Source organism: Pedobacter kyungheensis, assembly GCF_000812965.1.
Classification (GTDB): domain Bacteria; phylum Bacteroidota; class Bacteroidia; order Sphingobacteriales; family Sphingobacteriaceae; genus Pedobacter; species Pedobacter kyungheensis.
The window spans coordinates 164,324-189,254 of sequence record NZ_JSYN01000010.1 but is presented as its reverse complement, the minus strand read 5'-3'; the positions used below and the strand labels follow the sequence as shown (position 1 = coordinate 189,254).

The window sequence follows — 24,931 nt, the reverse complement described above, 5'->3', positions numbered from 1 at the left end:
TTACAGGGAGAAGGCTTAGTCTTTCTTCCTGTTTTTTATCAGCTCATCTTTCTTATATGCTATTCACCAAGTCCTTTGGGCTCTTAATGGGTTGTGCCTTTACTTTTTCGGTTGCTGTTATGGCACAGGGCCAGCCACAAGTATGGTTAACCAAAGCCGATCGCACAGCGCTATTTACCCGTCAGGCTACAGGCTTAAGCCTGGCTACAGCCAAAAACAAGCAACCCACCATTGTTGTAAACGATAGAGAAACTTATCAAAGTATTGATGGTTTTGGCTATGCTTTAACCGGCGGTAGTGCCCAGCATATTGTTAAAATGTCGGCACCGGCAAGGGCAGCACTGCTTAAAGAACTTTTTGCAACCAATGGCGATAATATTGGGGTAAGCTACATCAGGTTAAGTATTGGGGCATCCGATTTAAACGAAAAAGTATTTTCCTACAACGATCTTCCCGAAGGTCAAACCGATTTGGAACAGGCTAAATTTGATTTAGGTGCCGATAAAGCCGATGTTATTCCGGTAATGAAGGAGATCCTGGCCATTAACCCTAAAATTAAAATTATGGGTTCTCCATGGTCTCCTCCCTTATGGATGAAAACAACATACGATGCCCGGGGTGGCATGCTGAAACCCGAATATTACGGTGCTTATGCTAAATATTTCGTACGTTACGTCCAGGAAATGCAAAAGGTAGGTATTGCTATCGATGCTATTACCGTGCAAAACGAGCCTTTACATCCGGGCAATAATCCCAGTTTATTCATGGCAGCACCCGATCAGGCACTTTTTGTAAAAAAGTTTCTGGGCCCCGCTTTTGCCGAAGCCAACATTAAAACAAAAATTGTTATTTACGATCACAATGCCGACCGTCCCGATTATCCGATCAGCATTTTAGATGACCCCGAAGCGAAGAAATACATTGCAGGCTCGGCCTTTCACCTTTATGGTGGTAAAATAGAGGCTTTAACCGATGTGCATAATGCCCATCCCGATAAGAATATCTATTTCTCTGAACAAATGGTGGTAGAGCAACCCGATGCCGCAACCATCAATATCGTAAATCCGGTAAAGCGCTTAATTATTGGCGCTACACGTAACTGGAGCAAAAACGTTTTGGAATGGAATCTCGCAGCCGATCCGGAGAATAAGCCTTATACCGATAGGGGAGGTTGCTCCATGTGCCAGGGGGCAGTTACCATTAATGGCGAGCAATATAGCCGCAACCTTGCTTATTTCTCCATCGCCCATGCTTCGAAGTTTGTAAGGCCGGGTTCCGTACGGATTGCTTCTAATGAACTAAATGGTTTGGCCAACGTTGCCTTTAAAACACCCGAGGGTAAACATGTGCTTATTGTAGCCAATACCGGCAAAGAAGCTGTATCCTTTAATATCAGTCAAAATGGTAAAACTTACGCTGCGGCGCTCGATAAGGGTGCAGTAGCCACTTATATCTGGTAATTATCAATCGTCTCAACTATGTTCTTTAAAAAATCACTTTTATATATTTTACTGCTTGGCGGTGTTTCGTTTACCGGTTTTAGTCAGGGCTTTTTAAAAGCATCGGGCACAAAAATTGTTGATGGCCGGGGCCAGAATGTATTGTTGCGTGGCGTTGGCCTTGGCGGCTGGATGTTGCAGGAAGGCTATATGCTAAAGATTAATAACGAGGCCCAACAGTACCGCATCCGCGAAAGAATTGCCGACCTGATGGGACCGAAGCAAACGCAGGAATTTTATGATGCATGGCTGGCTAACCACATGCGTAAAATTGATGTCGACTCGATGAAACGCTGGGGATTTAATTCCATCCGCCTGCCGATGCATTATAACCTTTATACCCTGCCGGCTGATCAGGAACCTGTTGCCGGAAAAAATACCTGGCTCGAAAAAGGTTTTGCCTTAACCGATAGCTTGCTCAACTGGTGTAAAGCCAATAAAATGTACCTCATTTTAGACTTGCATGCCGCACCGGGCGGTCAGGGGAACGATTTAAACATTGCCGATCGCGACCCATCGAAACCTTACCTTTGGGATAGTGAGGCCAACCAGGAAAAAACCATTGCCCTTTGGCGCAAACTGGCCGAACGTTATAAAAATGAACCTTACATTGGCGCCTACGATATTATAAACGAGCCAAACTACGGTTTCAGCAATCCGCAGGAAGATAAAAATGGTACCAAAGAAAAAGTAAATGCGCCTTTAAGAAAACTGATGGTAGAGATTACCAAAGCCATTCGTGAGGTAGATCAGCAACACCTCATTATTATTGAAGGTAATGGCTGGGGCAATAACTACAATGGTATTTTTCCGCTGTGGGATAAAAACATGGCCTTAAGTTTTCATAAATACTGGAATTATAACGATCAGGCTTCAATTGCGCACATTATCAAAGCCCGCGATGAGCAGAACGTACCCGTTTGGCTGGGCGAAACAGGTGAGAACTCGAATGTTTGGTTTACCGATGCCATACATCTTTTAGAAAAAAACAATATCGGCTGGTCGTGGTGGCCTTTGAAAAAAATTGGTGCCAATAACCCAATGGAAATTAAATCGAACCCCAATTACGATGCACTGGTTAAATACCTGAACAATGGGGGCAATAAACCTAAAGATAGCAACGTGTATAGCGGATTGATGGAACTGGCTATTTATTCGAGGTTAGAAAATACCATTATTCACCGCGATGTAATCGATGCCATGATTCGTCAGCCTTTTACTAACGAAACCAAAGCTTTTAAAGCCAATCTGATTAAAAACAAAAGCATTGTATATGCAGTTGATTACGATTTGGGAAAAAATGGCTATGCCTATTTTGATACCGATACCGCCGATTACCATACTTCAACCAATAAAAGATCGGCCGGAAACCGCGGCAGGATTTATCGCAATGATGGCGTAGATATTGCCAAAGATTCGCTCCAGTACGAAAAATATTATGTAAACCACATCGAAAAGGGTGAGTGGCTGCAATACACGGTTAATGTTGCGCAGAAAGGCACTTACACCTTAAAAATAAATGCAGCAGCTGAAAATGCTACCGGACAGATCACGATTTTAATTGATGGAAAAACTGTAGCCAAAGAAGTAAGCGTTCCAAATACCGGCGATGCAAAAAAGTTTGCCACTTTCGAAATTAAAAATGTATCCTTAAACGCCGGAAAGCAAAAAATCAGGGTGCTGGCTGACAGCGGTGGTTATAATTTTAGCTATATTCAGTTTGTAAAATAAAAAGCAAGCATCATCTTGAAAGGTATAAAACGAATCCTGGTTATTTTAGGGGCGATGGCGGCAGTCATCATTATCCTTTCAAGATGCATGAATGCGGGCAATGATTTGCCAAAAGACATCAGGGGCGAAGCCTATACCGGTGCGGCCACCTGTATCAAATGCCATAAGGAGATTGGGCAATCTTTTACGCACAATGCGCATGGGTTAACTTCTAAACCAATAGCCAATCAGCAATTGCAGGTTTTTAAATCCGATTCGAATGTTTTTAGCTACGATGCGCACCAAAAGGTAGCGATCGAAAAACGAGCTGAGGGTATTTTTCAGGTAGCTTATGTAGATGGAAAAGCAGTACGGGCCCAAAAATTCGATATGGTATTTGGTTCAGGAGAGAAAGCTTATACATACGCTTATTGGAAAGGCAAAAAATTATATGAATTGCCACTTTCTTATTTCTCGGCCATCAGGAACTGGGCCATTAGTCCGGGTTTCCCTAAACAAGCCTTTTATTACGACCGGCCAATTGGCAGCCGTTGTTTAGAGTGCCATGCTAGCTATGTAGAGAAAAAAGTAACCCAAACTTCGGGTGTTTCTACAGATGAGGAGCTGGAACGTGGTGCTTTGCTTTACGGTATAGACTGTGAGCGTTGCCATGGACCAGGCCGGCAACATGCAGTTTTTCACCTCGAAAACCCCGGAGAGAAAACGGCAAAGTTTATAACCATTTATAAAACGCTTAGCAGAAAGCAAAAAATGGATGCCTGCGGGGTTTGCCACTCGGGTAATGCATTGGTTGCTCAAAAATCGGTTTTCGGTTTTCAACCCGGCGATAATTTAGACGATTATTACGCACAAGACTTTGCGGGCTTTGGTGGTGCCGATCCAGATGTACACGGCAACCAGACCGAGATGCTGAAGGGCAGCAATTGCTACCGCAAAAGTGAAACTATGACCTGCCAATCGTGCCACAATACGCACGAAAATATTAAAGGCAATTTAAAAATCTACTCGCAACGTTGTATCAGTTGCCATCAGCATAGCCAACACAGCGAAGCTACGCTTGCAAAAGGGGCACTCAGCACCAATTGCATTGATTGCCACATGCCCAAAATAGCTTCCAAACTCATCACTTTTCAGCAGGCTGGTAAGGCTGATTTAAGTGCTTATTTATTACGTTCACACCATATCGGCATTTATCCCGTTAATAGTAAGTAAACCAAATTTAGGGCTGCAGAAATGCACAATGTGCTGATAAAGAACTTTGATTTCGTACATTTGGTTTCCTTCATCTTAGATAGTTGCCGATATGCTCATAAAAAATTACTTTGCTTTAATTACCCTTCTTCTTTTAAATACAGTTGTTTTTGCCCAAAGTAAATTTACCCTTAGTGGTACTATCCGCGATGCCGGCACCGGCGAAACTTTAATCGGCGCAACCATAAAAGTAATTGGTCCGGCAACAGGTGCAACTTTAACCAATGCTTATGGCTATTTTGCCTTAACGCAGGTAGAAGGGGAGTATACTGTATCGGTTAGCTATACCGGTTATGCACCCATTGTTAAAAAAATCAATTTAACAAAAGATACCAAGTTAAACGAAGAGCTAAAAAGTGCAAACGATCTGGCCGATGTTACCGTGAGCGCCACTAACCGCAAAAATGAAAACGTTAAAAGCGCGCAAATGGGCCTCGAACGGGTTGATATGAAGGCGCTCAATTCTATACCGGTATTGCTGGGCGAAAAAGATATTTTAAAAACCATACAGCTGCTGCCCGGTGTAAAATCGGGAGGCGAAGGCAATACCGGTTTTTATGTGCGTGGGGGAGCTGCTGATCAGAACCTGATTATACTCGATGAAGCGGTGGTGTACAACTCGTCGCACCTGCTGGGCTTCTTTTCTACTTTTAATGCCGATGCCATTAAAGATGTAAGCTTGTACAAAGGAGGCATGCCAGCACAATATGGTGGCCGTTTATCGTCTGTTTTGGATGTGAAAATGGATGATGGTAACAACAAAGAATTTAAGTTTCAGGGCGGTATAGGTTTAATTGCTTCGCGGATTAAAGCAGAAGGCCCCATTGTTAAAGACCGCGGCTCGTTTATGGTAAGCTTTCGCCGTACCTATATCGATCTGTTTTTAAGGGCATCGCCAGACTCATCCGTAAATGGAAGCACCTTGAATTTTTACGATATCAATGCCAAGGCCAATTATAAAATCAACGATAAAAACACCATTTACATTTCGGGTTATTTTGGGAAAGATAATATCGGGGTAAAAGATTTATTTGAGAACAACTGGGGTAATGTAACTACCACTATCAGGTTAAATCACATTTTTAACGATCGTTTGTTTTCTAATACCTCGTTAATTTATAACAATTACAATTATACCGTTCGCTTGCTCAACGATGCGACTAATTTTAAGGCCACTTCACTGGTGCGCGATTTTAATTTTAAAGAAGATTTTCAGTATTTCAGCAACAAGCATATCCTCCGCTTCGGACTCAACGCCACCCAACACCGCATTTCGCCGATTGATATTGATAGTGATGTGGCCTCGCAGGTAAATTCGCTTACGCAGGAGCGCCGCTATGGAATCGAATCTGCTGCTTATATTTCTGATGAGTGGAACGTAAATGAACACCTCAACTTTTTATATGGAGTAAGGTTGGCTGCTTTCTCTTTAACGGGCCCAGGTAATTTTAATAACTACAATGCAGCAGGCGAAATCACTTCAACCGAAAATGTGGCTAATGGTAAGTTCTACAGAAACTATTTCAATCTGGAACCCCGTTTTTCGGTAAGTTACTTGTTTAATGAAGAAAATTCAATTAAAGCATCGTACAACCGCAATACGCAGAATGTCCATATTTTAACCAATGCCACTTCCAGTTCGCCTACTGATCAGTATGTGTTGAGCAGCAACAACATTAAACCCGAAATTGCCGATCAGGTGGCTTTAGGCTTTTTTAAAAATATTAAAGAAAATACCTACGAGCTTTCTGCAGAAATTTATTACAAATGGTTGCAAAACCAAATCGATTATAAAAATGCAGCCCAGTTGCTCGCCAATTCAAATGTAGAATCAGAACTGATTTATGGCATTGGTAGGGCTTATGGCATGGAGCTGTTTTTCAAAAAGAAATTTGGCAAGCTGAATGGTTGGGTGGGTTATACCCTGTCGCGCACCGAGCGTAAATTTACCGAGTTAAATAACGGCAAATATTTTCCGGCAAGGCAAGACCGTACGCATGATATTTCGCTGGTTGGTATTTACAACATGACTGCCAGGTGGACATTCTCATCGAGCTTTATTTACAGTACGGGTAATGCCGTTACCTATCCGGCAGGGAAATATACCATTGGTGGACAGCCGGCTTATTATTATACCCAGCGTAATGCAGGCCGAATGCCTTATAATATGCGTTTAGATGTAAGTGCAACATTAGAAGGAAAGAAAAGGGGTAAATACCAGTCGAGCTGGAATTTTGGTATTTACAATCTACTGGGGCGCAAAAACCCTTACTCCATAGAGTTTATTACCGATCCGGAAAATCCGAATAAAACTGCCGCGCAGCAAACCTCGCTTTTTGGGCTCATTCCTTCCATTACCTGGAACTTTAAATTTTAATGCCATGAAAAAACTGACGATATATTTTGCCCTTTTTACTTTGTGCCTCGCCTCCTGCAAGAAAATCATCTCAATTAAAACTGAAAATGCCGACCCGCAACTGGTAATTGAAGGTATTATCAATAACCAGCTGATGGATCAGGAAATAAAAATCAGCAAAACGATTGGTTACACCGAGGAAAATATTTTTCCAAAGATTTCGGGTGCAACTGTTACGGTAACCGATAGCAAGGGTAATATATTTATATTTAAACAAGGTACTAAGCCGGGATCTTATATTAACCGGATGAAGGGCGAACCTGGTGTTACTTACAATTTAAATGCAACGGTTGAGGGGCAAAATTATACGGCCAGCTCGAAAATGCCTAATGTGGTTAAAATGGATTCGATTGGGATCATTAAAAACATCTTTTTTGGCAGGGAGCGTAAAACAGCTGCTGCTTTTTTAACAGACCCGGTTAACGAAGTTAATTTCTACCATTTTAACCTGTATGTAAATGATGTTTTATCGCGCCGTTTTTATGCCAGTAACGACAGGTTAACCAACGGTAATGATTTGCGGATTCAGCTATTTTTTAAGCCCAATAACGACCACGACAGCGACGAACTGAATACAAATGATAAGGTTAAGATTGAGATGGAATGTGTAGACAGTAATATATTTGATTACTGGTACGCCCTGAGCCAGCAATCAGATCGCGGGCCTAACCAGGGTACTACGCCGGCCAATCCCACATCAAACCTATCGAATAATGCATTGGGTTATTTCAGCGCAAACACGTATCAGGTACTTACTACAACTGTAAAGTAAACATTGGTTAAAACTCCCGATCGGATATACTGTTAAATTAAGATGAAAGTATTTATAAGCGGTAACATTGCTCCGGTTGGTTTAAAGCAACTGGAAGAAAATAATATTACCATTACCCAATGGAAAGAAAACCGGCAGATTACTGCCGAAGAGCTGATTGAAGCCTGTCAGGACCAGAATGCTTTGATTAGCGTTGGCCCCAATAAACTTAATGCAGCTTTTTTAAACGCCTGCAGCCATTTAAAAGTTATTGCATTACACTCCGTAGGTTTTGATCAGGTTGATGTGGCAGCGGCTAAAAAATTAAATATCCCAATTGGTAATACACCGGGTGTTTTGAGTGAAGCAACTGCCGATACCGCTTTTTTGCTGATGCTGGCCGTATCGCGAAAAGCTTTCTTTGCTTACCAGAAAATTATCAGGGGTGAATGGAAAAAATATGAGCCATCTCCGGAGCTGGGGATCGAATTAAATGGTAAAACCCTGGGTATTTTCGGTCTGGGTAAAATAGGTCTGGAAATGGCTAAAAAATGTGCAGCAGCCTATCAAATGAACGTTATCTACTACAACCGCTCACAAAATACAACAGCTGAACAGGAAATCGGCGCCAGATATGTTTCTTTCGAAGAGCTGTTAGCCCAAAGCGATGTACTTTCGGTGCATACCGCCTTAACTCCCGAAACTAAAAACAAATTTACCTTCGAAGTATTTAGCCAGATGAAATCCAATGCTATTTTCATCAATACAGCCAGGGGAGGCATTCACAACGAAACCGATTTGATTCGTGCATTGCAGGAAAAAGTGATATGGGGTGCAGGGCTCGATGTTACCAATCCCGAACCTATGGAGAAAACCAATCCTTTACTGTACATGGAGAATGTTGCGGTTTTACCACACATTGGCTCAGCCACCGAAGAAACCAGAGCCGCCATGGCCAAAATTATTGTACAGAATATTGTTGCCGGATTGAAAGGGGAGCCGTTGCCTTTTGAAGTGAAGTAAGCGGAAAGGTTATTGGTTGATAGTCAATAGTTAATGGCTGATAGACATGGTGCTTATTCTTCAAGGCTATTAACTATCGACCATTAACTCTTTTGAAGTGAAGTAAGCTGAAAGACTGTTGGTTGATAGTTAATGGCTGATAGACATGGTGCCTATTCTTCAAGGCTATTAACTATCAACCATTAACTAAAGACTCTTTCTATTTAACGGTGTACTTAAACACCGATCTGCCGAGGTTTCCGTTGGCATCTATCCCTTCAATAATTACTTTGTACTGTCCTCTGCCATCAGCGTTATAATATTCGAAAGAAGCGTTGCCGGTTGCATCAGTAACTACTTTAGGGTTCCAGTAAATGGTCGTTCTTAAATCGTTACGGTTCATGTTGGCAGGTACATCGTAGCGTGGCGAATAGAACTGCTTTTCTTTGTTATAGCCCTGTGGCGAGAAAGTAAGCTCATAGTATTTAGGCAGCATATCCATTAGCTGTGCTTTCGTAATTTTAGTTCCTTTAGGCGCTTTTTTCTGGTTAAATACAATTACCCCATTTACATTGTTGGCACGGTTAACCAGGCCTAAATCGTCTCTTAAAAATACCTCAACTGATTCAAGTTGATTGGCATCTAAAGTATTGATCTGGTTTACATCCACATTCATTCCGTTAATAAAAATACCCATTGGTATTCTTTTGCCCTGATTATAATCGCGTGTTACGTAAAAGTTATTGTCGGCGAAAGTAACACCTGCCAGCATTCCCTGTAAGCAGTTAATCAGTAAACCACAACCTTTTAAACGGTCGCCAGAAATTTCATGATCGGCCATCTGGCTAAGTCCAGATAGTGAGGGATAATCCTTGTGACTTACTTTCGGTATTACTGCAGCCTTAATGTTTATATCTTTCAAAGTGTGTAAATAAGCATATTGTCGCTTACTGTTATCCAGATAAGAAGTTAAGGCACTATCGATATTTAAAACCTCTTCGGCCGCACTGAAATTGCGGGTAAGCGTAGGTACCGGCGCACCGTTTAAGCTTAAGGTCATGTTTTTATAGTTTACGTTATACTTAGCGGTAACCGTAACTTTTGATGAATCGTTAAATACCAGGTTCGAGAATTTAAAGTTTCCTACCGGATCGGTTGTGCCTTCCTGGTTGAAACGTTTATCGGGGATACTTAACAATAAAGCTCCTTTCCTAACCGGAATGCCGTTATTTTGTCTTAAAACCCCCGAAATTTCTATCCCTTGTTCAGGTAGGAAATCAATTTTAGGCAGTTTGTTGGCAATAATGTCGGTGTATTTAAAGCTGCGGTAGCCCTGGGTAAGTAAAAGCACATCTAAATCTGCATTTTTCTTGGCATCGGGTGCATTGAAATAGTAATTGGCTTTTTCAATATAACCTTTAACATCGCTGCTTAATAAAAGCCCGGTTAAGATGGTACTGGTTGCATCTTCGCTTGATGGTACTTTGGTTTCATCTACAACCGCTACTGAGAAGCTACCCTCAACAGGGGCACCGTCTTTTTTGGCTGCCACATTAATTTTAACCTTTTTCTTAACACCATAAGTAGTTGCTGCACTGGTTAAAGCCACTGCCATGTTGTTTTTATGCTGTACAAAAACAAGTCTTTCGCTTAGCGGCTTGCCATATTCGTTAAACAGCGTTAACTGCGCAATTCCGGTCGGGAATTTCGATTTAAGAATAGTTGTATTGTACTCTTTATTTGATAAAGCTGTTTGTGCACCATAGCAAATTACGCCTTTGCTTTGTGCAATGAGGTAAAGTTTTTTGCCCTGGTTCTCCGCAAAAAAAGCGTCGTTAGCCGCAATTTTAATAACCACATTATCGGCATTGCTGTTATCCACATTTAGCACTACGCCATTCGCAGTTACAGCGGGTAAGTTATAGCTTTGCGTGGTGCCATCGGCATAAGTGACGGCAGCTTTATAAGTTTTACCGGCTTCGGCAAGTAGATTAAAACTGCCCATACCCAAATGCTGATCGCTAAAAGTAGCTACAGTTTTGCCCTCACTATCGGTAACGGTACCTTTGGCGCCAATACCTAAACCATCGCTCTTAATGGCTTTAAAGGCTACTTTGTTGGTTAAGCCGGCCACTAAATTTCCGCCTTCCGGGAAAAACTGAATATCTTTACTTACAATGGCGTTTTTAAGGGAGAATGAACTGCTCGCTACGTCTTTATCGGTGGTATTAATGGCGGTTACCAGCTCTCCTTTTTGCAACTGATATTCGGCTTTTTGCGCATTGGTCATGGCAATGGTCAGGTAGCCATTAGCATCAGTGGTTCCGCGACCTCTGGCAATTACCGTATAACTGGTTACCACTTGCCAGCTTACATTTTTATTGGCGTAAGGTTTATTGTTTGCATCTTTAAACTGTATGCGGGCATCAATTTTCTCCTGCTTGTCGGTCGAGGTATTTTTGTAGGTGATGTGCGTCTTTAGTTCCTTATCAATGGCTTCGCCAACGTAAAATGTTTTGTTAAAATAGGCCGGGTCTGGGTTGTTAAGCATCCATAAAGTATAGGCCCTGATGTGGTAATTGCCTTGCTTGTAATTCACCTGATCTAAAGGAAAACTGCCATAGGCAAATCCTCCGGTAATGGGAAGTTTTAGGGTTTGAATCAGTGAATCTTTCTGGTTAATTACATCCACATAAATGATTTTACTGATACCCGATAAAAAATTCTGATTTTCGGTAACATAGGCTTTAAACCAAACGGTATCGGCCACGGCATAGTAAGGTTTATCGAAATGAAGATAAATTTTCTCGTTAGGATAATCGGTCAAAACCTTATTGGTTTTGGTGATAATGGTATTTATACTCACTGTATCGGTTTGGGCCGACGAGGAAAAATTTAGTGCTAACAGGAATGAAAGTATAATAAACGATAATCTATAAATCTTCATGAATTGGATGTTAAATGCTAATCCTGTAAATATATCCAATTATCAATAGAGCTCCTAAATTGTACGGAGGTTTAACACTTTTTTACAAAAGTTTATGATTATGTACCAAAGTCGTCACTGGAGCTCATGCATGTTTGCATAACAAGTGTGGTTTAGCTTAGCGTTTTTAACGCAGGCTTTTGCGATAGAATCGCAGGGCTATTACAGCACGCGTTAGAAACGCGCGCAAGCTTAGTTTTTATGCGTTCAAGCTCGTTTGCATAACGAGTGTGGTTTAGCTTAGCGTTTTTTAATGCGGTGATGCGATAGAATCGTAGGGCTATTACAGCACGCGTTAGAAACGCGCAAGCTTAGTTTTTATGCGCTCACGCTCGTTTCCTTAACGAGTGTGGTTTAGTTTAGCGTTTTTAACCCGGCGATGCGATAGAATCGCATGGTTATTACAGCACGCGTTAGAAACACGCTCAAGCCACAAACAACACAGGCCACTAAATAGCGGCCTGCGTTTGAAATATAATGGGTGTTTGCCTTTTAATTTAATTCGATTACGAATTCTTCTTTGGGAGAACGTACTTTTTTAAGGTTTACCAACCAATCGCCTGCTTCGTCTCTGTGACCTAAAGGCAATAGGGTAACACTTTTTAAACCTTTTTTATCTAAACCTAAAAGTTCATCTAAGGCTGGTCCGTTAAAGCCTTCCATTGGGGTAGCATCTACTTTTAATAAAGCTGCTTCTGCAATGGCAACGCCAAAACCAATATAAGCCTGACGTGCAGCATGGTTGAAGTTTTCTTCGGCACTTCTCGATAAAATCATGCCCTTAAGTTGTGCTTTGTAAGCATCGGTACCTTCTTGTGGTAAACCACGCTCAGCATTCATTCTGGTAAATACCGCATCAATACCTTCTTCTGTATAATTTTCGTTTGCTGCGAAGATTAGCAGGTGCGATGAATCAATAATCTGCGATTGGTTATACGCAATCGGAGCAATTTTCTCTTTTAACTCCTGATTGGTTACTACAATCACTTTAAATGGCTGTAAGCCTGATGATGTTGGAGCCAAATGTGCAGCAGCAACAATTTTATCAACTTTTTCTTGTTCAACGGGCTGGCCATTCATTTTTTTAACGGCATAACGCCAGTTTAGGGCATCTATTAAACTCATATCTTTTGATTATTTTTTTAAATTTTACGAAGCAAATATGAGCATAAGCTTTTTGCCGACTGTTGATGTATGGTAAGAAAAAATAATTTTGAGCAAATTGTATAAGCTGCTGACTTCAGTCTGCAGCAATATGGGGCATCAGATCAGTCTCCGGGATTGTGCGCTGGCAACCTCAAAAATGGAACACTGCTTTAGCTTTTTAGCCGCGGTTGAAGCGTTACCCTGCAGCAACGAGGTACGAGGAAGCGAAGCGTAAAAGCGAAAAACGGGAAGAAACTTATTGCTTTTTACAGGCATTGCGCTCCAATAAAAAATCGGGTCACTATTGAACTATGATTTTTGTATGTTAATCCAAAAACCTCAAATCGCTGCGTACGGGGAAATGATCTGACAGTTTAGCCTGTGTAATTTTATAATTGAGCACTTCAAGTTCTTTAGAAGTGGCAATGTAATCGATCTGAAAATTCGGGAACTTACCATTATAGGTTTTGCCAAAACCACTGCCTTTTTTAATGAAACTGTTGTTGAGCCCGGCAGTAATTTGGGTAACTACGTATGAGGCAGGGGTATCGTTAAAATCGCCGGCAATTAAATAGGGGGTTTTACAGCTGCCCATTTCCTTTTTCATAATATCTACCTGACCGCTCCGCTTATAAAAAGCACTTTTCAGCATTCTTAAGATGCGTTTGGAAGGCTGCAATTCGGTGTTCATTTCTTTTACCTTATCCAGATAGTCGTAATCTTGTTTTTCGAAAGAAATAGACTGAAAGTGCACATTGTACACCCTTAAGGTTTTACCTTTTATGTTTAAATCGGTATAAATACTCATGTTGCCCGCATAGCCTTCAACAAAGGGGATTTTACCCGAATCTTTAATCGGGAATTTGGAGAATATGGCTAAACCCGTTGCTTCGTAATCATTTTTGTTGGTGGGCACAAAGTAATAGTACTTGGTGTTTAGCAACAATTTTAAACTGTCTACAGTGTCGAAAGCACCTTTATACCGGGTAAAAAACTCCTGAAAACAAATGATATCGGGGTTTTGATCTTTAACCACCTGCAGCATTTTTTCTTTAACCGATTCGGTATTGTCTTTGCCGTAAAGCTTAAAGCTATGCACATTGTAGGTCATCATGCGGATGGTATTATCAGCCCTTTCAACAGGGCCTTCGTCGCCACCGATGGCAAAAGTTGCTTTTAGGGTTTTGGCACCAACAGCAATAACAAGGATGGTTGCTACAGCAAAAAGCCATTTCTTGCTCAGTAACCACCAAATGAGAAAAATAATATTGCAAAAAAGTACATAGGGGTAGGCCAAGCCGAAAAACGCAATAATGGCATGCTTGCGCGGATCCATGTTGCCGGCAAGTAAACCCACGAGCAAAGCTATAGCCAGTGCTACAGCAATGGGCAGAAGAAGTTTATCAAAGAAACTATACTTTTTCTTTTTTGCCATTAATCTTTACTTGCCTTAAATAGTTTTTCTTTTTCTGCTGCTGATAGTTTATCGTATCCCGAAGTCGATATTTTATCTAAAATGGCATCAATTTCCTGTTGCGAAACCCCACCTTTAGCGTCAGTCTTTTTCAGGGGCTTGTCGTTTCTTACTACCTTCAATTTTGGTTTGCGCTCAAATAACTTGCTCCAGTCGTTTCCATTTTGCAGGCTTTTAATGTAAAAGAAACCCAGCAGGGCCCCACCAATATGCGCGAAATTTCCGCCCGCATTTGCTGATGATAAGCCGATGAATGAAATCAGGAAGTAAACAATAGCTATCCATTTAATCTTCACTTCGCCAAAAAGCAGCAACATGATGGTGTAGTTGGGTACAAGGGTTGCTGCCGCTACCATAATGGCCATTACCGCTGCCGACGAACCAATAACGGTTTGCCCCAATAAAGTATTGGCAAATACCGGAATGGTATTTAAACAAATTACATAAATTAAAGCTCCGGCCAAACCGCCCGCCAGGTAAACAAAATGAAACTGCCTGCTTTTCAGGAAATTCATGAATATACTGCCGAACCAAAATAAGCCCAGCATGTTAAACAGGATGTGAAGAATCCCATCATGAAAAAACATGTAGGTGAAGGGGGTATAAAAACGCTCGGGCAGTTTAGCTAAGCTGGAAGGTAAACCCACATATTCTCTAACCAGTTCGCCCATATCCAGGGCCGATTTGCTAAAAAATGCAAATACACCAATAATAGCTGTAATCAGAAAAATGATTACGTTAATGCCGATGTAAAAGAACAGCGGATCGCCGGATTGAAAAATCTTGTACTTTAAATCTTTAACCGTATTATTCATAGAGCGTATAAAATGTATCGTTCTTGTCTTTCCATATTTTAACCAGTATAAAGCCGATTAAAGCACCACCCAAATGCGCATAATGGGCTACAGAATCGCCCTGAAACTTCCCAACCCCTAAAACTAATTCAATTATAATATAAATTGGAATAATATATTTAGCTTTTACAGGAACAGGAATAAACATAATTAATAGCTCCGCATTGGGGTAAAGCATTCCAAAACCAACTAGTAATCCGAAAATCGCACCAGATGCCCCTAACATAGGCCCGAAATAAATATCACGTAACAAATCAAATTCTTTTTGACTGGCTGGGTTATATTCGTTAATATTAGGGATAAAGTGCCCTATTTGATTGTAAATTTCAAAAGATTGAACGGCCCATTGCAATGCTAAAGCACCAAGTCCGGTTACGAAATAAAATATCAGGAATTTTTTTGCTCCCCAGCGTTGCTCTAAGATGCTACCAAAACTATAAAGCGCAAACATATTGAATATGATATGTAGGTAGTCAACAGGACTATGCATAAACATATAAGTGATAGGCTGCCAGATTCTAAAATTTGGAGAATCAAAATAATAAACTGCAAACCATTCTACAAAAGGATATCCGCCGTTTGATTTGTACAATAAAGTGCCTATGAAAAATAAAACATTAATAATCAGCAGGTTTTTAACTACTGGTGGAATATATATGTTGTTCATTTAATTTTTAAAGTTGTTTAATCGGTTATTAACGGTTTAACTGGTTAATTGTTTAAATCGGTTAACTGCTATTTTATCGTATTTAACATCAAAGCTTTAGTCTCTGATTTTTTTACCACCTCAGACACCTAAGGGCACCTAAGCTTTGCGCTTTGGTCTTTCGGCTTTGGTCTTCTGCTCCAAATCTTCGGTCTTCCGACTTTCGGACCCCGGACTTACTTCTCAAACTTCTTATCCAATTCCGCTAAAGTAATGGTTTGGATAATTGGTTTGCCACTCACACTAAAGTTAGGGGTTTTGCAGGCAAAAAGTTCATCAATAAGCGTATTCATTTCTTCCTGAGCCAAACTTGTGCCCGCTTTAATGGCGCTGTTTTTTGCTAAACTTCTGGCTAAACTGTCGCGCTTATTTAATTTTAATTCCTGTTGCGAGTTTTTAAAGCCCTCAATCAGTTGTTCAAATAATTGGGTTTCGTTAATGTTACTGCTACCTAAATCAACCGGAACACCTTCTACCACCAGGGTATTTTTACCAAATTCGCGTACATCGAAACCTAAGCTCTTAATATCATCTAACAAGCTTTTGGCCAGTTCAAAATCCTGTGCATTCAGCGTAATGGTTTGTGGAAACAAACTTTGCTGTGAAGCACCTTTGCGATCGTCGAGATGTACGAGGAAACGCTCGTAAAGGATTCGCTCATGTGCCATTTGTTGATCGATAACCATTAAACCCGATTTAATCTGCGAAACAATATAACGGTTGTGCAACTGCATATATTGCTTTTGCTTGGTCTCTAAAACGGCATCGTCAGCCTCGTAAAAGCTGGTTTGTTCTACTACAGGTTGTTCGGTAATATCGTAAAGTGTACCCCAGTTTTTAGCACTGGGCTTGGCATCGTAATTTCTTGGCGAAGAAGCATAACCCGAAGTAGAACTTTTGTCGCTGGCAAAAGGGTTAAAATCGGGATTAAAATTAATGCTCGGTGGCACAATGTCTTCAACCGCTTTATGCGTAATCATATTGCTAAAACCTGTTTCCTGATCAAAATCAAGGGTAGGGGCAATGTTATACCGGCCAATGGAACGTTTAACCGCCGATTTTAGAATGGCATAGATCGATTTCTCGTCGAGGTATTTAATTTCGGTTTTAGTCGGGTGAACGTTCACATCTATTTTTGCCGGATCAATTTCGATAAACAGTACGTATAGGGGGTAACTGTCTTCCGGTAAAAGATCTTCGAAAGCCGTGCTTACCGCATGGTTTAAATACGGATCTTTAATAAAACGGTTGTTTACAAAGAAGAACTGCTCGCCCCGGGTTTTCTTGGCAAAGGCAGGCTTCCCAATATATCCTTTCAGGTTAATGATGCTGGTTTCTTCTTCTACAGGTACCAGGCGTTCGTTATAATTGTTGCCGAAAAGATGGATTATGCGTTGTTTTAAATTACCCTTAGGCAGGTTAAAAATTTCTACGCCATCATGGTGCAGGCTAAAAAATACCTCAGGATGTGCCAGGGCCACACGTTGAAACTCATCGAGGATGTGGCGCATTTCTACCGGATTACTCTTTAAGAAATTTCTTCGCGCCGGCGTGTTAAAAAACAGGTTTTTAATCGCAATCTGTGTGCCCGGCGAAGTAGCAACTGGCTCTTGTGCAATTACCTGTGCACCTTCAATCGAAATACAGGTACCAATTTCATCTTCGTGCCTGCGGGTTTTCATTTCTACCTGTGCAATGGCAGCGATAGAGGCCATGGCCTCGCCACGGAAACCCATGGTGCGGATGGCAAATAAATCTTCGGCCTTTTTTACCTTTGAGGTGGCATGACGCTCGAAACACATGCGCGCATCGGTAACGCTCATTCCACAGCCATTATCGATAATCTGAATCAGGGCTTTACCTGCATCTTTTACCACCAGTTGAATTTTATCTGCACCGGCATCTATCGAATTTTCGAGCAATTCTTTTACTGCAGAGGCAGGTCGTTGAACAACTTCTCCGGCAGCAATCTGATTGGCAACAGCATCAGGCAATAAGTGAATAATATCAGTCATGTATAAGGGCAAAGTGAATTCGCTAAATTATGCAAAATAAGCTTAAAGAACCGGAATTGTTTAAAACTCAACATGTAAATGACTGTAGGTAAATGGGATTAATTGGTTCACTGGTCATTAGTTCATTTGTTTAATCGGTTAACTGTTTGAATCGGTTAACCGGGCATCGTCATCTGTAAATATGTCGAAATCTGTTATAAAGTGGGATGGTTTTAGGAAAGTGGGCTATCCTTTCTACTTTTTGGTATTCGGAACGAAATCGCCGGGGTTGGAAAAGTCGGAGGTCAGAGGTCGGGAGTCCGAAGTCTGGGTGTCTAATCATCGTTCGCTGCTTAGGTGTGCTTAGGTGTCTGAGGTGGTTGAGCGAGTTTGGAGTTTGGAGCTTGGAGTTTGGAGTCGGAGGTTTGGTAGTATAGAGGATGGAAGTGTAAAATGGACAATGGAATGAAGCACCCCGCTCTGCGTCCTCTGCGTCTTTTCCCTTTGCGTGCTTTGTGGTTAAAAAAGTCGGAGGTCGGGAGTCAGGAGTCCGAAGTCTCGATGCCCAATCTATCGCCCGCTACTTAGGTGTGCTTAGGTGTCTGAGGTGGTGAAAAAGCTTAAAGCTTAAAGACTAAAGCGAAAAGCTTGGGTGTCTGAGGTGGTCGAGCGAGTTTGGAGTTGAGAATTTGGAGTTTGGGAGGGGAAAAGATGGAAAATGTAAAATGGAGGATGGAATGAAACGCCCAACTCTGCGTCCTCTGCGTCTTTTCCCTTTGCGTGCTTTGTGGTTAAAAAAGTCGGAGGTCGGGAGTTGCAAAAAGGTCGCCGGGGTTCGGAACGAGGTCATCGGGGTTCGGAACGAGGTCGTTGGTGTTGGGAACATTGCCGTTGGAGTTCGGAACGAGGTTGCCGCCATTAAAATTCATCCCCCAACCCCCTTCAAAGGGGAACGTGATTTCCAACGGGTAAATGCCGCTTTGATTTCGATTAGCATCTGCATTAAAGTAGATCTTTCCCCCTTTGAAGGGGGCAGGGGGATGATAATTGAAATAATAAAGTTAAGGAGTGGTACACAAAGTTACCTCCGAACAGAGTCGCCGGGGTTGGGAAAGTTTGGTGTTTAGAGTTTAGAGTTGGGAGTTTGGAGTCTGAGGGGGATGTCGCTTGGTACTCACGTGTTCTTAGATGTCTGAGGTGGTTGAGCGAGTTTGGAGTTGGAAGTTTGGAGTTGGAGGTCTGGTAGTATAGAGGATGGAAGATGTAAAATGGACGATGGAATGAAACGCCCAACTCTGTGTCCTCTGCGTGTTTTCCTCTGTGTGCTTTGTGGTTAAAAAAGTCGGAGGTCGGGAGTCAGGAGTCCGAAGTCTCGATGCCCAATCTATCGCCCGCTACTCAGGTGTTCTTAGGTGTCTGAGGTGGTGAAAAAGCTTAAAGACTAAAGCGAAAAGCTTGGGTGTCGCCGGGGTTCTGGACCCAGCCATTTTCTAAACCTTTAATTACCCCGGATTTTGATCAATGACGCCTCACTTCCGGCTGAATACTTCCAACTAAAACACTATCTTTATCAGCATGAAATCTATGCTATGCGGCCTTTTTCTGGCTTTGTTGTTTGCCTCCTGCACCAAAAAAGAAGCAGTAGATGTAATGGTGTACAATGCAAAAGTGTATACTGTTAACGCCGGTTTTGATACGGTTGAAGCTTTTGCGGTGAAAGATGGTAAAATTTTAAACCTGGGCAAAACCAGCGAAATCCGCGATAAGTACCAGGCCAAAACAGAAATTAATGCCGAAGGCAAGGTTGTTTACCCGGGCTTTATTGATGCACATGCCCATTTTTTTGGTTACGGGCAAAGTCTGCAGACGGCCGATTTACGCGAAACCAAATCGTGGGATGATGTATTAAACCGTTTAGTGACTTTTGCCAAAACCCATCCCGATGGCTGGTTAATCGGTAATGGCTGGGATCAGAACGATTGGGAGAACAAAGCTTTCCCAACCAATCAAAAACTAACCGAACTGTTCCCGGATCGGCCAGTGTTTTTAAACCGCATTGATGGTCATGCCGCTATTGCCAACCAGAAAGCGTTTGATGATGCGGGGATCAAAACTGCTCAGAAACTAACCGGTGGCGATATGCTGACTGAAAACGACAAGCTAACCGGTGTTTTAATCGATAATGCCGTAGCCCTTGTTGAAAGTAAAATCCCTTCGCCAGATGCCAAACAGGCCGAGAAAATTTTTACAGATGCCCAGCGGAATTGTTTTGCAGCAGGTTTAACCACAATTGATGATTGCGGACTGAGTTACCTGGCTGTTGAATTTATAGAAAAACTGCAAAAGGAGCAGAAGCTCAAAATGAGGTTATATGTAATGCTTTCTGATGCACCCGAAAATTATAAATACCTTTTTGCCCGCGGCCCCATTAAAACCGACAGATTGAATGTGCGCGCATTTAAAGTTTATGCTGATGGAGCTTTAGGCTCGAGAGGAGCTTGTTTATTACATCCTTACAGCGATATGCCCAATAAAACAGGCTTCCTGTTAAGCAATCAGAAACATTTTGAAGAGGTTGCTGCCAAAATAGCCGCCAATAACTTTCAGATGTGTACCCACGCTATCGGCGATTCGGCCAACCGCGTAATGCTGAATATTTATAATAAAATTTTAAAAGGCAAAAATGATAAGCGCTGGCGCATTGAACATGCACAGGTGGTAAACGCCAGCGATTTTAATCTCTTTGGTAAAGCCAGTATTGTACCATCTGTACAGCCTACACATGCTACATCAGATATGTATTGGGCCGGACAACGCTTAGGTGCCGAAAGGTTAAAAGGTGCCTATGCCTACAAACAATTGTTGAAACAGAATGGCTGGATTCCTTTGGGAACAGATTTCCCTGTCGAAAACATTAATCCATTATTAACGTTTTATGCTGCAACAGTGAGAGCAGATACAAAAGGTTTTCCGAAAGGTGGTTTTCAGAAAGAAAATGCCTTAACACCAGAAGAAGCTTTACGCGGAATGACCATTTGGGCCGCTAAAGCCAATTTTGAAGAACAGGAAAAAGGAAGTCTGGAAAAGGGCAAATTGGCCGATTTTGTCATCCTCGATCACGATATTTTAAAAACAACACCACAAAACATATTAAAAACCAAAGTTTTAAAAACCTACCTGAACGGAGAGAAAGTATATGAAGCGAAGTAAATTGTATATCCTGGCTGCGGCAAGTTTCTTTAATGTTTTATGTTTAGCGGCCTGTGCACAAGAGCATGCCGTAAACGAGAAAAAACTCGCCATTGCCAACAGTATAACCAGTACAACTGTATTATTAAACAATCAGGATGCGGTTGTGCCGTTAAAATCGCTCGATAAAAAGAATATTGCATCGGTAAGCCTGGGCTTTGCTTACAGTACCGCTTTTGATAGTTTGGCCAATAAGTACACCAAGGTTACTTCATTTTCGGCCGATGAGTATAAAGACAGCTTAAATCTTAATAACCTGGAGGATGACCTGAAATACTTCAATACCATTTTAATTACCATTGACGATCAGCATGTAAACCAGGCCAAATACATTAATTTTATTAACAGCATCAGTAAAAGCAAACAGGTTGTCATTTCCTTTTTCGGCAACGGACCGGGCTTAAAATCTTTCGATTTATTGCAATCGCCGCTAATCTGGACGGCACAAAACAATGCCGATGCAGCCAACCTTCTACCACAGTATATTTTTGGAGGAATTGCCGCTACCAATAAATTAACCACAGCCTATTCTGCACGTTATACCATGGGGTCGGGTTTTACCACCGCCGTTACCCGTTTAAAATATACCGTGCCCGAAGATGCCGGTTTAAACTCTAATAATTTAAAGGAAATTGATGCCATTGCTGCAGAAGCCATTTCACAGCGGGCAACACCGGGGCTGGTGGTTCTGGTAGCTAAAGACGGGAAGGTAATTTTTAATAAAGCATACGGTACACATACTTACGATACCCAGCTGCCCGATAAAGTAACCGATATTTTCGATCTGGCTTCGGTAACCAAAGTTACGGCTACAACGCCTGCCGTAATGCGTTTATTTGAGGAAGGCAAACTGAAACTCGATACCAATATCGGGGCCTATATTCCCCGGGCACGTACCACGCCAATGAACAATATTCAGGTACGCGAGGTGATGTTGCACCAGGCCGGTTTCATCCCTTATATTCCCTTTCACGATTATGTGAAAACCGGCGATTACAGCAGGGATTCATCGGCAGCTTACCCCACTAAAGTAGCCGATAACTACTACATTAAAAAAGGTTTCTTTAAGGATTTTATGTGGCCAAAAATGCTCAATTCGCCTATTAAAACCCGTGGTAAATATGTGTACAGCGATATCAGCATGTATGTAATGAAAGATATTGTAGAGCACATCAGCGAAGAACCTTTAAACCAGTATACCTACGAAAATTTTTATAAACCACTGGGTATGCAAACAGCTGGTTTTCTGCCACGCAACCGGTTTAAACCCGAGCAGATTATCCCGACTGAAGATGATAAATACTTCAGAAAAACTTTACTGGTAGGTTATGTTCACGATCAGGGGGCGGCTTTGGCTGGGGGGATTTCTGGTCATGCGGGATTATTTGCCAGTGCAAACGATCTGGCCATTATTTACCAGATGCTGTTAAATCGCGGAACTTATGGCGGCGAAACCTATTTCAAAAATGCAACGGTTGATATGTTTACCTCGAAACAATCGAATGTGAGCCGCAGGGGCCTGGGTTTCGATCGCTGGGATCCTGATACCACCAAACATTATCCTTCTGATCTGGCTTCGCCGCAAACTTATGGCCATACCGGTTACACCGGTACCTGCGTTTGGGTAGATCCTTCGCGCGGTTTGGTTTATGTGTTTTTATCTAACCGCGTAAATCCAACCGTTACGGATAAGCTGTCGAATTTAAAAATCAGGGGCCGTATAGAAGATGTGGTGAATAAAGCAATTGATGATTCGAGGAAATAGCAGGATGTAAGTCTGATTATTATTTGTAAATTCAGCGCATAAACCTAAAAAAACAAATTAATATGAAATGGACTAAAACACTGGCCCTTCTGCTGCTTTTTTGTGGAACGACAGCTATCGTTAAAGCACAGCAGATTAAAGATGGAGAAACCGTAAACGTAAATGGTATTGCCGTAACCTATACCATCGTGAACAAAGAAAAGATAAATATCAAAGACCAGGACTTTGATCGTTATAAAGTACTGGCTTCAGTAAAAAACAATAGTGGCAAATCGTTTAATATTCGTCTGGCTAGTTCGCTTGATTTATCTGGCATATCCAATTCAAAAATAGTGGAGTTAGATTGTACCAATGCTACGGGCGCGAGGTTAACCTCAAAAAAGCTACAGGTTGGCATGAAAACGCATTTAATTAATGTAACCTATTACACTAAAGATAAAGATGGAAAATCAATCAGTGCGGTGATGCCGGTTACCGCCGGGTATTATTTCGATCAGGGCCAGGTAATAGAAAATGATGCTATTTTTATTGTGCCAGCTGGCGAAACCCCACAGGTTGCAGTAAGAAGTTTGTTGAAGAATTAAAAAGAGTACGGTCTGGCTTTACTGGTGTTGGATCAGTAAAGCCAGCTGTTTATTTTTGTTTATCCTGATGGTAATAAGCATCGAAAAGCTTATTCCTGAACTTATATTCCGGATCGTACTTTTGTTTTATTTTAAAAAACTGGCTTGCGTTTGGATATACCTTGTTGAACTGTTCTGTAGTGGCATTAATTTGATAAGGCAGATAGTACGAACCTTGTTCAGCTAGCGCAGCGTTAATCAAATCGCGTGTCCATTTTTTTACCGCTGCTTTCGCTGCTGTAGAAACATCTTGTTTGTAATAAATCACAAAAGCAAACACCTCTGTCTTGGCCCAAGCCAGGTAACTGCCCTCATCTTTATTGGCATGTCTGATTGAAATGTTGAGTACATTAACTTTATTGTTTTTTAAGATCTTAATCATTTTAGGTGTAAAAGCATCGAAATGTTCGACTGGAATAAAATACTCTTGCAATACATAGGTTGAATTTTTCCTTGATTTTGGTTCCAGTTCGGCAACATCGTAAGTAGCTTCGTAGTTGCGCCATTCCACAATCTCTGTATGGTAATGTATGGGGTCGAATATTTTTTTTCTGATCCACTTCCCAAAATCTGATCCCGAAGCAACTTTTACGGCAAATCTATTTACAGCATAATTTCCTGTATTGGGTTTAATCCGTTCGGTAATGGTTAAAGCTTTATTTGTTTTAACGTACGATACCGCCCTCACTTCGCTAAAATCATTGGGGTAAATATCTGCGTTGTGAAAAACAACATGAGATTGGTTCCGTATTTTTGAAACAAAAAATTTGCTGTAGCCAGAAAGTTTCATCACGCTGTCTTTTCTTTCTACCTTTTCGTTATCTGTTAACAGGAGGGTAACTTCGGTTATAACACCCACACCTCCATAACCCCCAATCGTAGCATAAAAGATGTCCATGTTTTCGTTGCGACTGGCGTTTATTAGTGCGCCATCGGCTAAAATAATTTTAAAGCTTTTTACTGATGAAATAATAGGTCCCTGGCCTACATAGCGGCCATGTACATTTACACTTAACGAACCGCCCACAGTAAAGTTGGCGTAGGTTTGCATAACCCTGACCGATAGATTGTATTTATCAATGTATTGAATGAGCTCGCGCCATCTGATTCCGGGCTGCACGGTAATTTCTTTGTCGGCTTTCGAAAAGCTGATGACACGGTTAAACTTCCGCATATCAATCTGCAATGCATTTTCCGTAGCCGTTTGTCCACCCTGACTAAATCTGCCTCCGCCGATCGAAATAGGCCCCTGATGTGTTTTAATAGCCAATGCAATTTCGGTATTGCTGGTTGGCGTAATAATTTTAGAAACTTTTATAGGGTTGAGCTGGGTAACATCGTTAACAACATTAAGAGGAGTATTGGGCTTGTTTGGATGGCAGGCTGAAAGTAAAAAAAGGAATAGTATGCAGAATTTGAGTGGGCTAATTTTCATATCAAAACAAGTTGAAAGTTAAGAATTATCAATAACCACCTTGATTTAT

Annotated in this window: 16 protein-coding genes; 9 read left to right on the top strand and 7 right to left on the bottom strand. The window is 41.5% G+C overall.

Features of this window, described 5'->3' with window-relative positions; translation table 11 throughout:
* Window positions 1-56 precede the first annotated feature (56 nt).
* From OC25_RS10470 to OC25_RS10445, 6 genes are all read left to right on the top strand, one after another.
* The gene (locus OC25_RS10470; protein ID WP_039475386.1) at window positions 57-1,460 is read left to right on the top strand and encodes a glycoside hydrolase family 30 protein; all 1,404 of its coding nucleotides are present in this window, start codon (window positions 57-59) and stop codon (window positions 1,458-1,460) included.
* Between the two features lie 18 nt (window positions 1,461-1,478).
* A complete protein-coding gene (locus OC25_RS10465; RefSeq protein ID WP_039475382.1) occupies window positions 1,479-3,230 on the top strand; it encodes a cellulase family glycosylhydrolase in 1,752 nt (583 codons plus the stop codon).
* A 15-nt stretch (window positions 3,231-3,245) separates the two neighbouring features.
* Complete coding sequence (locus OC25_RS10460; RefSeq protein WP_156131448.1) at window positions 3,246-4,442, top strand: multiheme c-type cytochrome; 1,197 nt, start codon at window positions 3,246-3,248, stop codon at window positions 4,440-4,442.
* Window positions 4,443-4,533: 91 nt separating this feature from the next.
* Window positions 4,534-6,858 carry a TonB-dependent receptor gene (locus OC25_RS10455; protein ID WP_039475377.1) on the top strand — a complete coding sequence of 775 codons (2,325 nt, stop codon included), beginning with the start codon at window positions 4,534-4,536 and terminating at the stop codon, window positions 6,856-6,858.
* A gap of 4 nt (window positions 6,859-6,862) precedes the next feature.
* Window positions 6,863-7,669: a DUF4249 domain-containing protein gene (locus tag OC25_RS10450; RefSeq protein ID WP_039475374.1), complete on the top strand. Its 807-nt coding sequence runs from the start codon at window positions 6,863-6,865 to the stop codon at window positions 7,667-7,669.
* Between the two features lie 42 nt (window positions 7,670-7,711).
* Entirely contained in the window at window positions 7,712-8,671 is a 960-nt protein-coding gene (locus tag OC25_RS10445; protein ID WP_039475371.1) for a 2-hydroxyacid dehydrogenase, read from the top strand.
* A gap of 199 nt (window positions 8,672-8,870) precedes the next feature.
* Here OC25_RS10445 and OC25_RS10440 read toward each other — a convergent pair whose 3' ends face one another.
* From OC25_RS10440 to mutL, 6 genes are all read right to left on the bottom strand, one after another.
* Window positions 8,871-11,597, bottom strand: a complete 2,727-nt coding sequence (locus OC25_RS10440; RefSeq protein WP_039475368.1) for an Ig-like domain-containing protein — start codon at window positions 11,595-11,597, stop codon at window positions 8,871-8,873.
* A gap of 531 nt (window positions 11,598-12,128) precedes the next feature.
* Window positions 12,129-12,761: a nitroreductase family protein gene (locus OC25_RS10435; protein ID WP_039475364.1), complete on the bottom strand. Its 633-nt coding sequence runs from the start codon at window positions 12,759-12,761 to the stop codon at window positions 12,129-12,131.
* A 346-nt stretch (window positions 12,762-13,107) separates the two neighbouring features.
* Window positions 13,108-14,217, bottom strand: coding sequence for an endonuclease/exonuclease/phosphatase family protein (locus OC25_RS10430; protein WP_039475361.1), 1,110 nt, complete (start codon window positions 14,215-14,217; stop codon window positions 13,108-13,110).
* Window positions 14,217-15,071 (bottom strand): rhomboid family intramembrane serine protease, encoded by an 855-nt coding sequence (locus OC25_RS10425; RefSeq protein ID WP_039475358.1) that lies wholly within the window; start codon window positions 15,069-15,071, stop codon window positions 14,217-14,219. Before OC25_RS10425 ends, OC25_RS10430 begins: the two co-directional genes overlap by 1 nt.
* Window positions 15,064-15,777 (bottom strand): rhomboid family intramembrane serine protease, encoded by a 714-nt coding sequence (locus OC25_RS10420; RefSeq protein WP_039475355.1) that lies wholly within the window; start codon window positions 15,775-15,777, stop codon window positions 15,064-15,066. The genes OC25_RS10425 and OC25_RS10420 overlap by 8 nt, the downstream gene beginning before the upstream one ends.
* A gap of 215 nt (window positions 15,778-15,992) precedes the next feature.
* On the bottom strand, window positions 15,993-17,831 hold the full coding sequence (gene mutL / locus OC25_RS10415; protein WP_039475353.1) for a DNA mismatch repair endonuclease MutL: 1,839 nt from the start codon (window positions 17,829-17,831) through the stop codon (window positions 15,993-15,995).
* Window positions 17,832-19,385: 1,554 nt separating this feature from the next.
* Here mutL and OC25_RS10405 point away from each other — a divergent pair.
* The 3 genes from OC25_RS10405 to OC25_RS10395 all read left to right on the top strand — a co-directional run bounded on the left by OC25_RS10405 (window position 19,386) and on the right by OC25_RS10395 (window position 23,408).
* The gene (locus OC25_RS10405; protein ID WP_039475350.1) at window positions 19,386-21,020 is read left to right on the top strand and encodes an amidohydrolase; all 1,635 of its coding nucleotides are present in this window, start codon (window positions 19,386-19,388) and stop codon (window positions 21,018-21,020) included.
* The gene (locus tag OC25_RS10400) at window positions 21,007-22,824 is read left to right on the top strand and encodes a serine hydrolase domain-containing protein (RefSeq protein WP_039475347.1); all 1,818 of its coding nucleotides are present in this window, start codon (window positions 21,007-21,009) and stop codon (window positions 22,822-22,824) included. The genes OC25_RS10405 and OC25_RS10400 overlap by 14 nt, the downstream gene beginning before the upstream one ends.
* A 62-nt stretch (window positions 22,825-22,886) precedes the next feature.
* On the top strand, window positions 22,887-23,408 hold the full coding sequence (locus OC25_RS10395; protein ID WP_039475345.1) for a hypothetical protein: 522 nt from the start codon (window positions 22,887-22,889) through the stop codon (window positions 23,406-23,408).
* 49 nt (window positions 23,409-23,457) lie between these two features.
* Here the strand turns inward: OC25_RS10395 and OC25_RS10390 are convergent, their stop codons facing one another.
* A complete protein-coding gene (locus OC25_RS10390) occupies window positions 23,458-24,882 on the bottom strand; it encodes an FAD-binding protein (protein ID WP_039475342.1) in 1,425 nt (474 codons plus the stop codon).
* Window positions 24,883-24,931 lie beyond the last annotated feature (49 nt).

What these genes read in the sequence shown, in the direction of transcription:
- OC25_RS10470 (WP_039475386.1), top strand. Translation starts at nt 57, where the DNA reads ATGCTATTCACCAAGTCCTTTGGGCTCTTAATGGGTTGTGCCTTTACT.
- OC25_RS10465 (WP_039475382.1), top strand. Translation starts at nt 1,479, where the DNA reads ATGTTCTTTAAAAAATCACTTTTATATATTTTACTGCTTGGCGGTGTT.
- OC25_RS10455 (WP_039475377.1), top strand. Translation starts at nt 4,534, where the DNA reads ATGCTCATAAAAAATTACTTTGCTTTAATTACCCTTCTTCTTTTAAAT.
- OC25_RS10450 (WP_039475374.1), top strand. Translation starts at nt 6,863, where the DNA reads ATGAAAAAACTGACGATATATTTTGCCCTTTTTACTTTGTGCCTCGCC.
- OC25_RS10445 (WP_039475371.1), top strand. Translation starts at nt 7,712, where the DNA reads ATGAAAGTATTTATAAGCGGTAACATTGCTCCGGTTGGTTTAAAGCAA.
- OC25_RS10440 (WP_039475368.1), bottom strand. Translation starts at nt 11,597, where the DNA reads ATGAAGATTTATAGATTATCGTTTATTATACTTTCATTCCTGTTAGCA.
- OC25_RS10435 (WP_039475364.1), bottom strand. Translation starts at nt 12,761, where the DNA reads ATGAGTTTAATAGATGCCCTAAACTGGCGTTATGCCGTTAAAAAAATG.
- OC25_RS10430 (WP_039475361.1), bottom strand. Translation starts at nt 14,217, where the DNA reads ATGGCAAAAAAGAAAAAGTATAGTTTCTTTGATAAACTTCTTCTGCCC.
- OC25_RS10425 (WP_039475358.1), bottom strand. Translation starts at nt 15,071, where the DNA reads ATGAATAATACGGTTAAAGATTTAAAGTACAAGATTTTTCAATCCGGC.
- OC25_RS10420 (WP_039475355.1), bottom strand. Translation starts at nt 15,777, where the DNA reads ATGAACAACATATATATTCCACCAGTAGTTAAAAACCTGCTGATTATT.
- mutL (WP_039475353.1), bottom strand. Translation starts at nt 17,831, where the DNA reads ATGACTGATATTATTCACTTATTGCCTGATGCTGTTGCCAATCAGATT.
- OC25_RS10405 (WP_039475350.1), top strand. Translation starts at nt 19,386, where the DNA reads ATGAAATCTATGCTATGCGGCCTTTTTCTGGCTTTGTTGTTTGCCTCC.
- OC25_RS10400 (WP_039475347.1), top strand. Translation starts at nt 21,007, where the DNA reads ATGAAGCGAAGTAAATTGTATATCCTGGCTGCGGCAAGTTTCTTTAAT.
- OC25_RS10395 (WP_039475345.1), top strand. Translation starts at nt 22,887, where the DNA reads ATGAAATGGACTAAAACACTGGCCCTTCTGCTGCTTTTTTGTGGAACG.
- OC25_RS10390 (WP_039475342.1), bottom strand. Translation starts at nt 24,882, where the DNA reads ATGAAAATTAGCCCACTCAAATTCTGCATACTATTCCTTTTTTTACTT.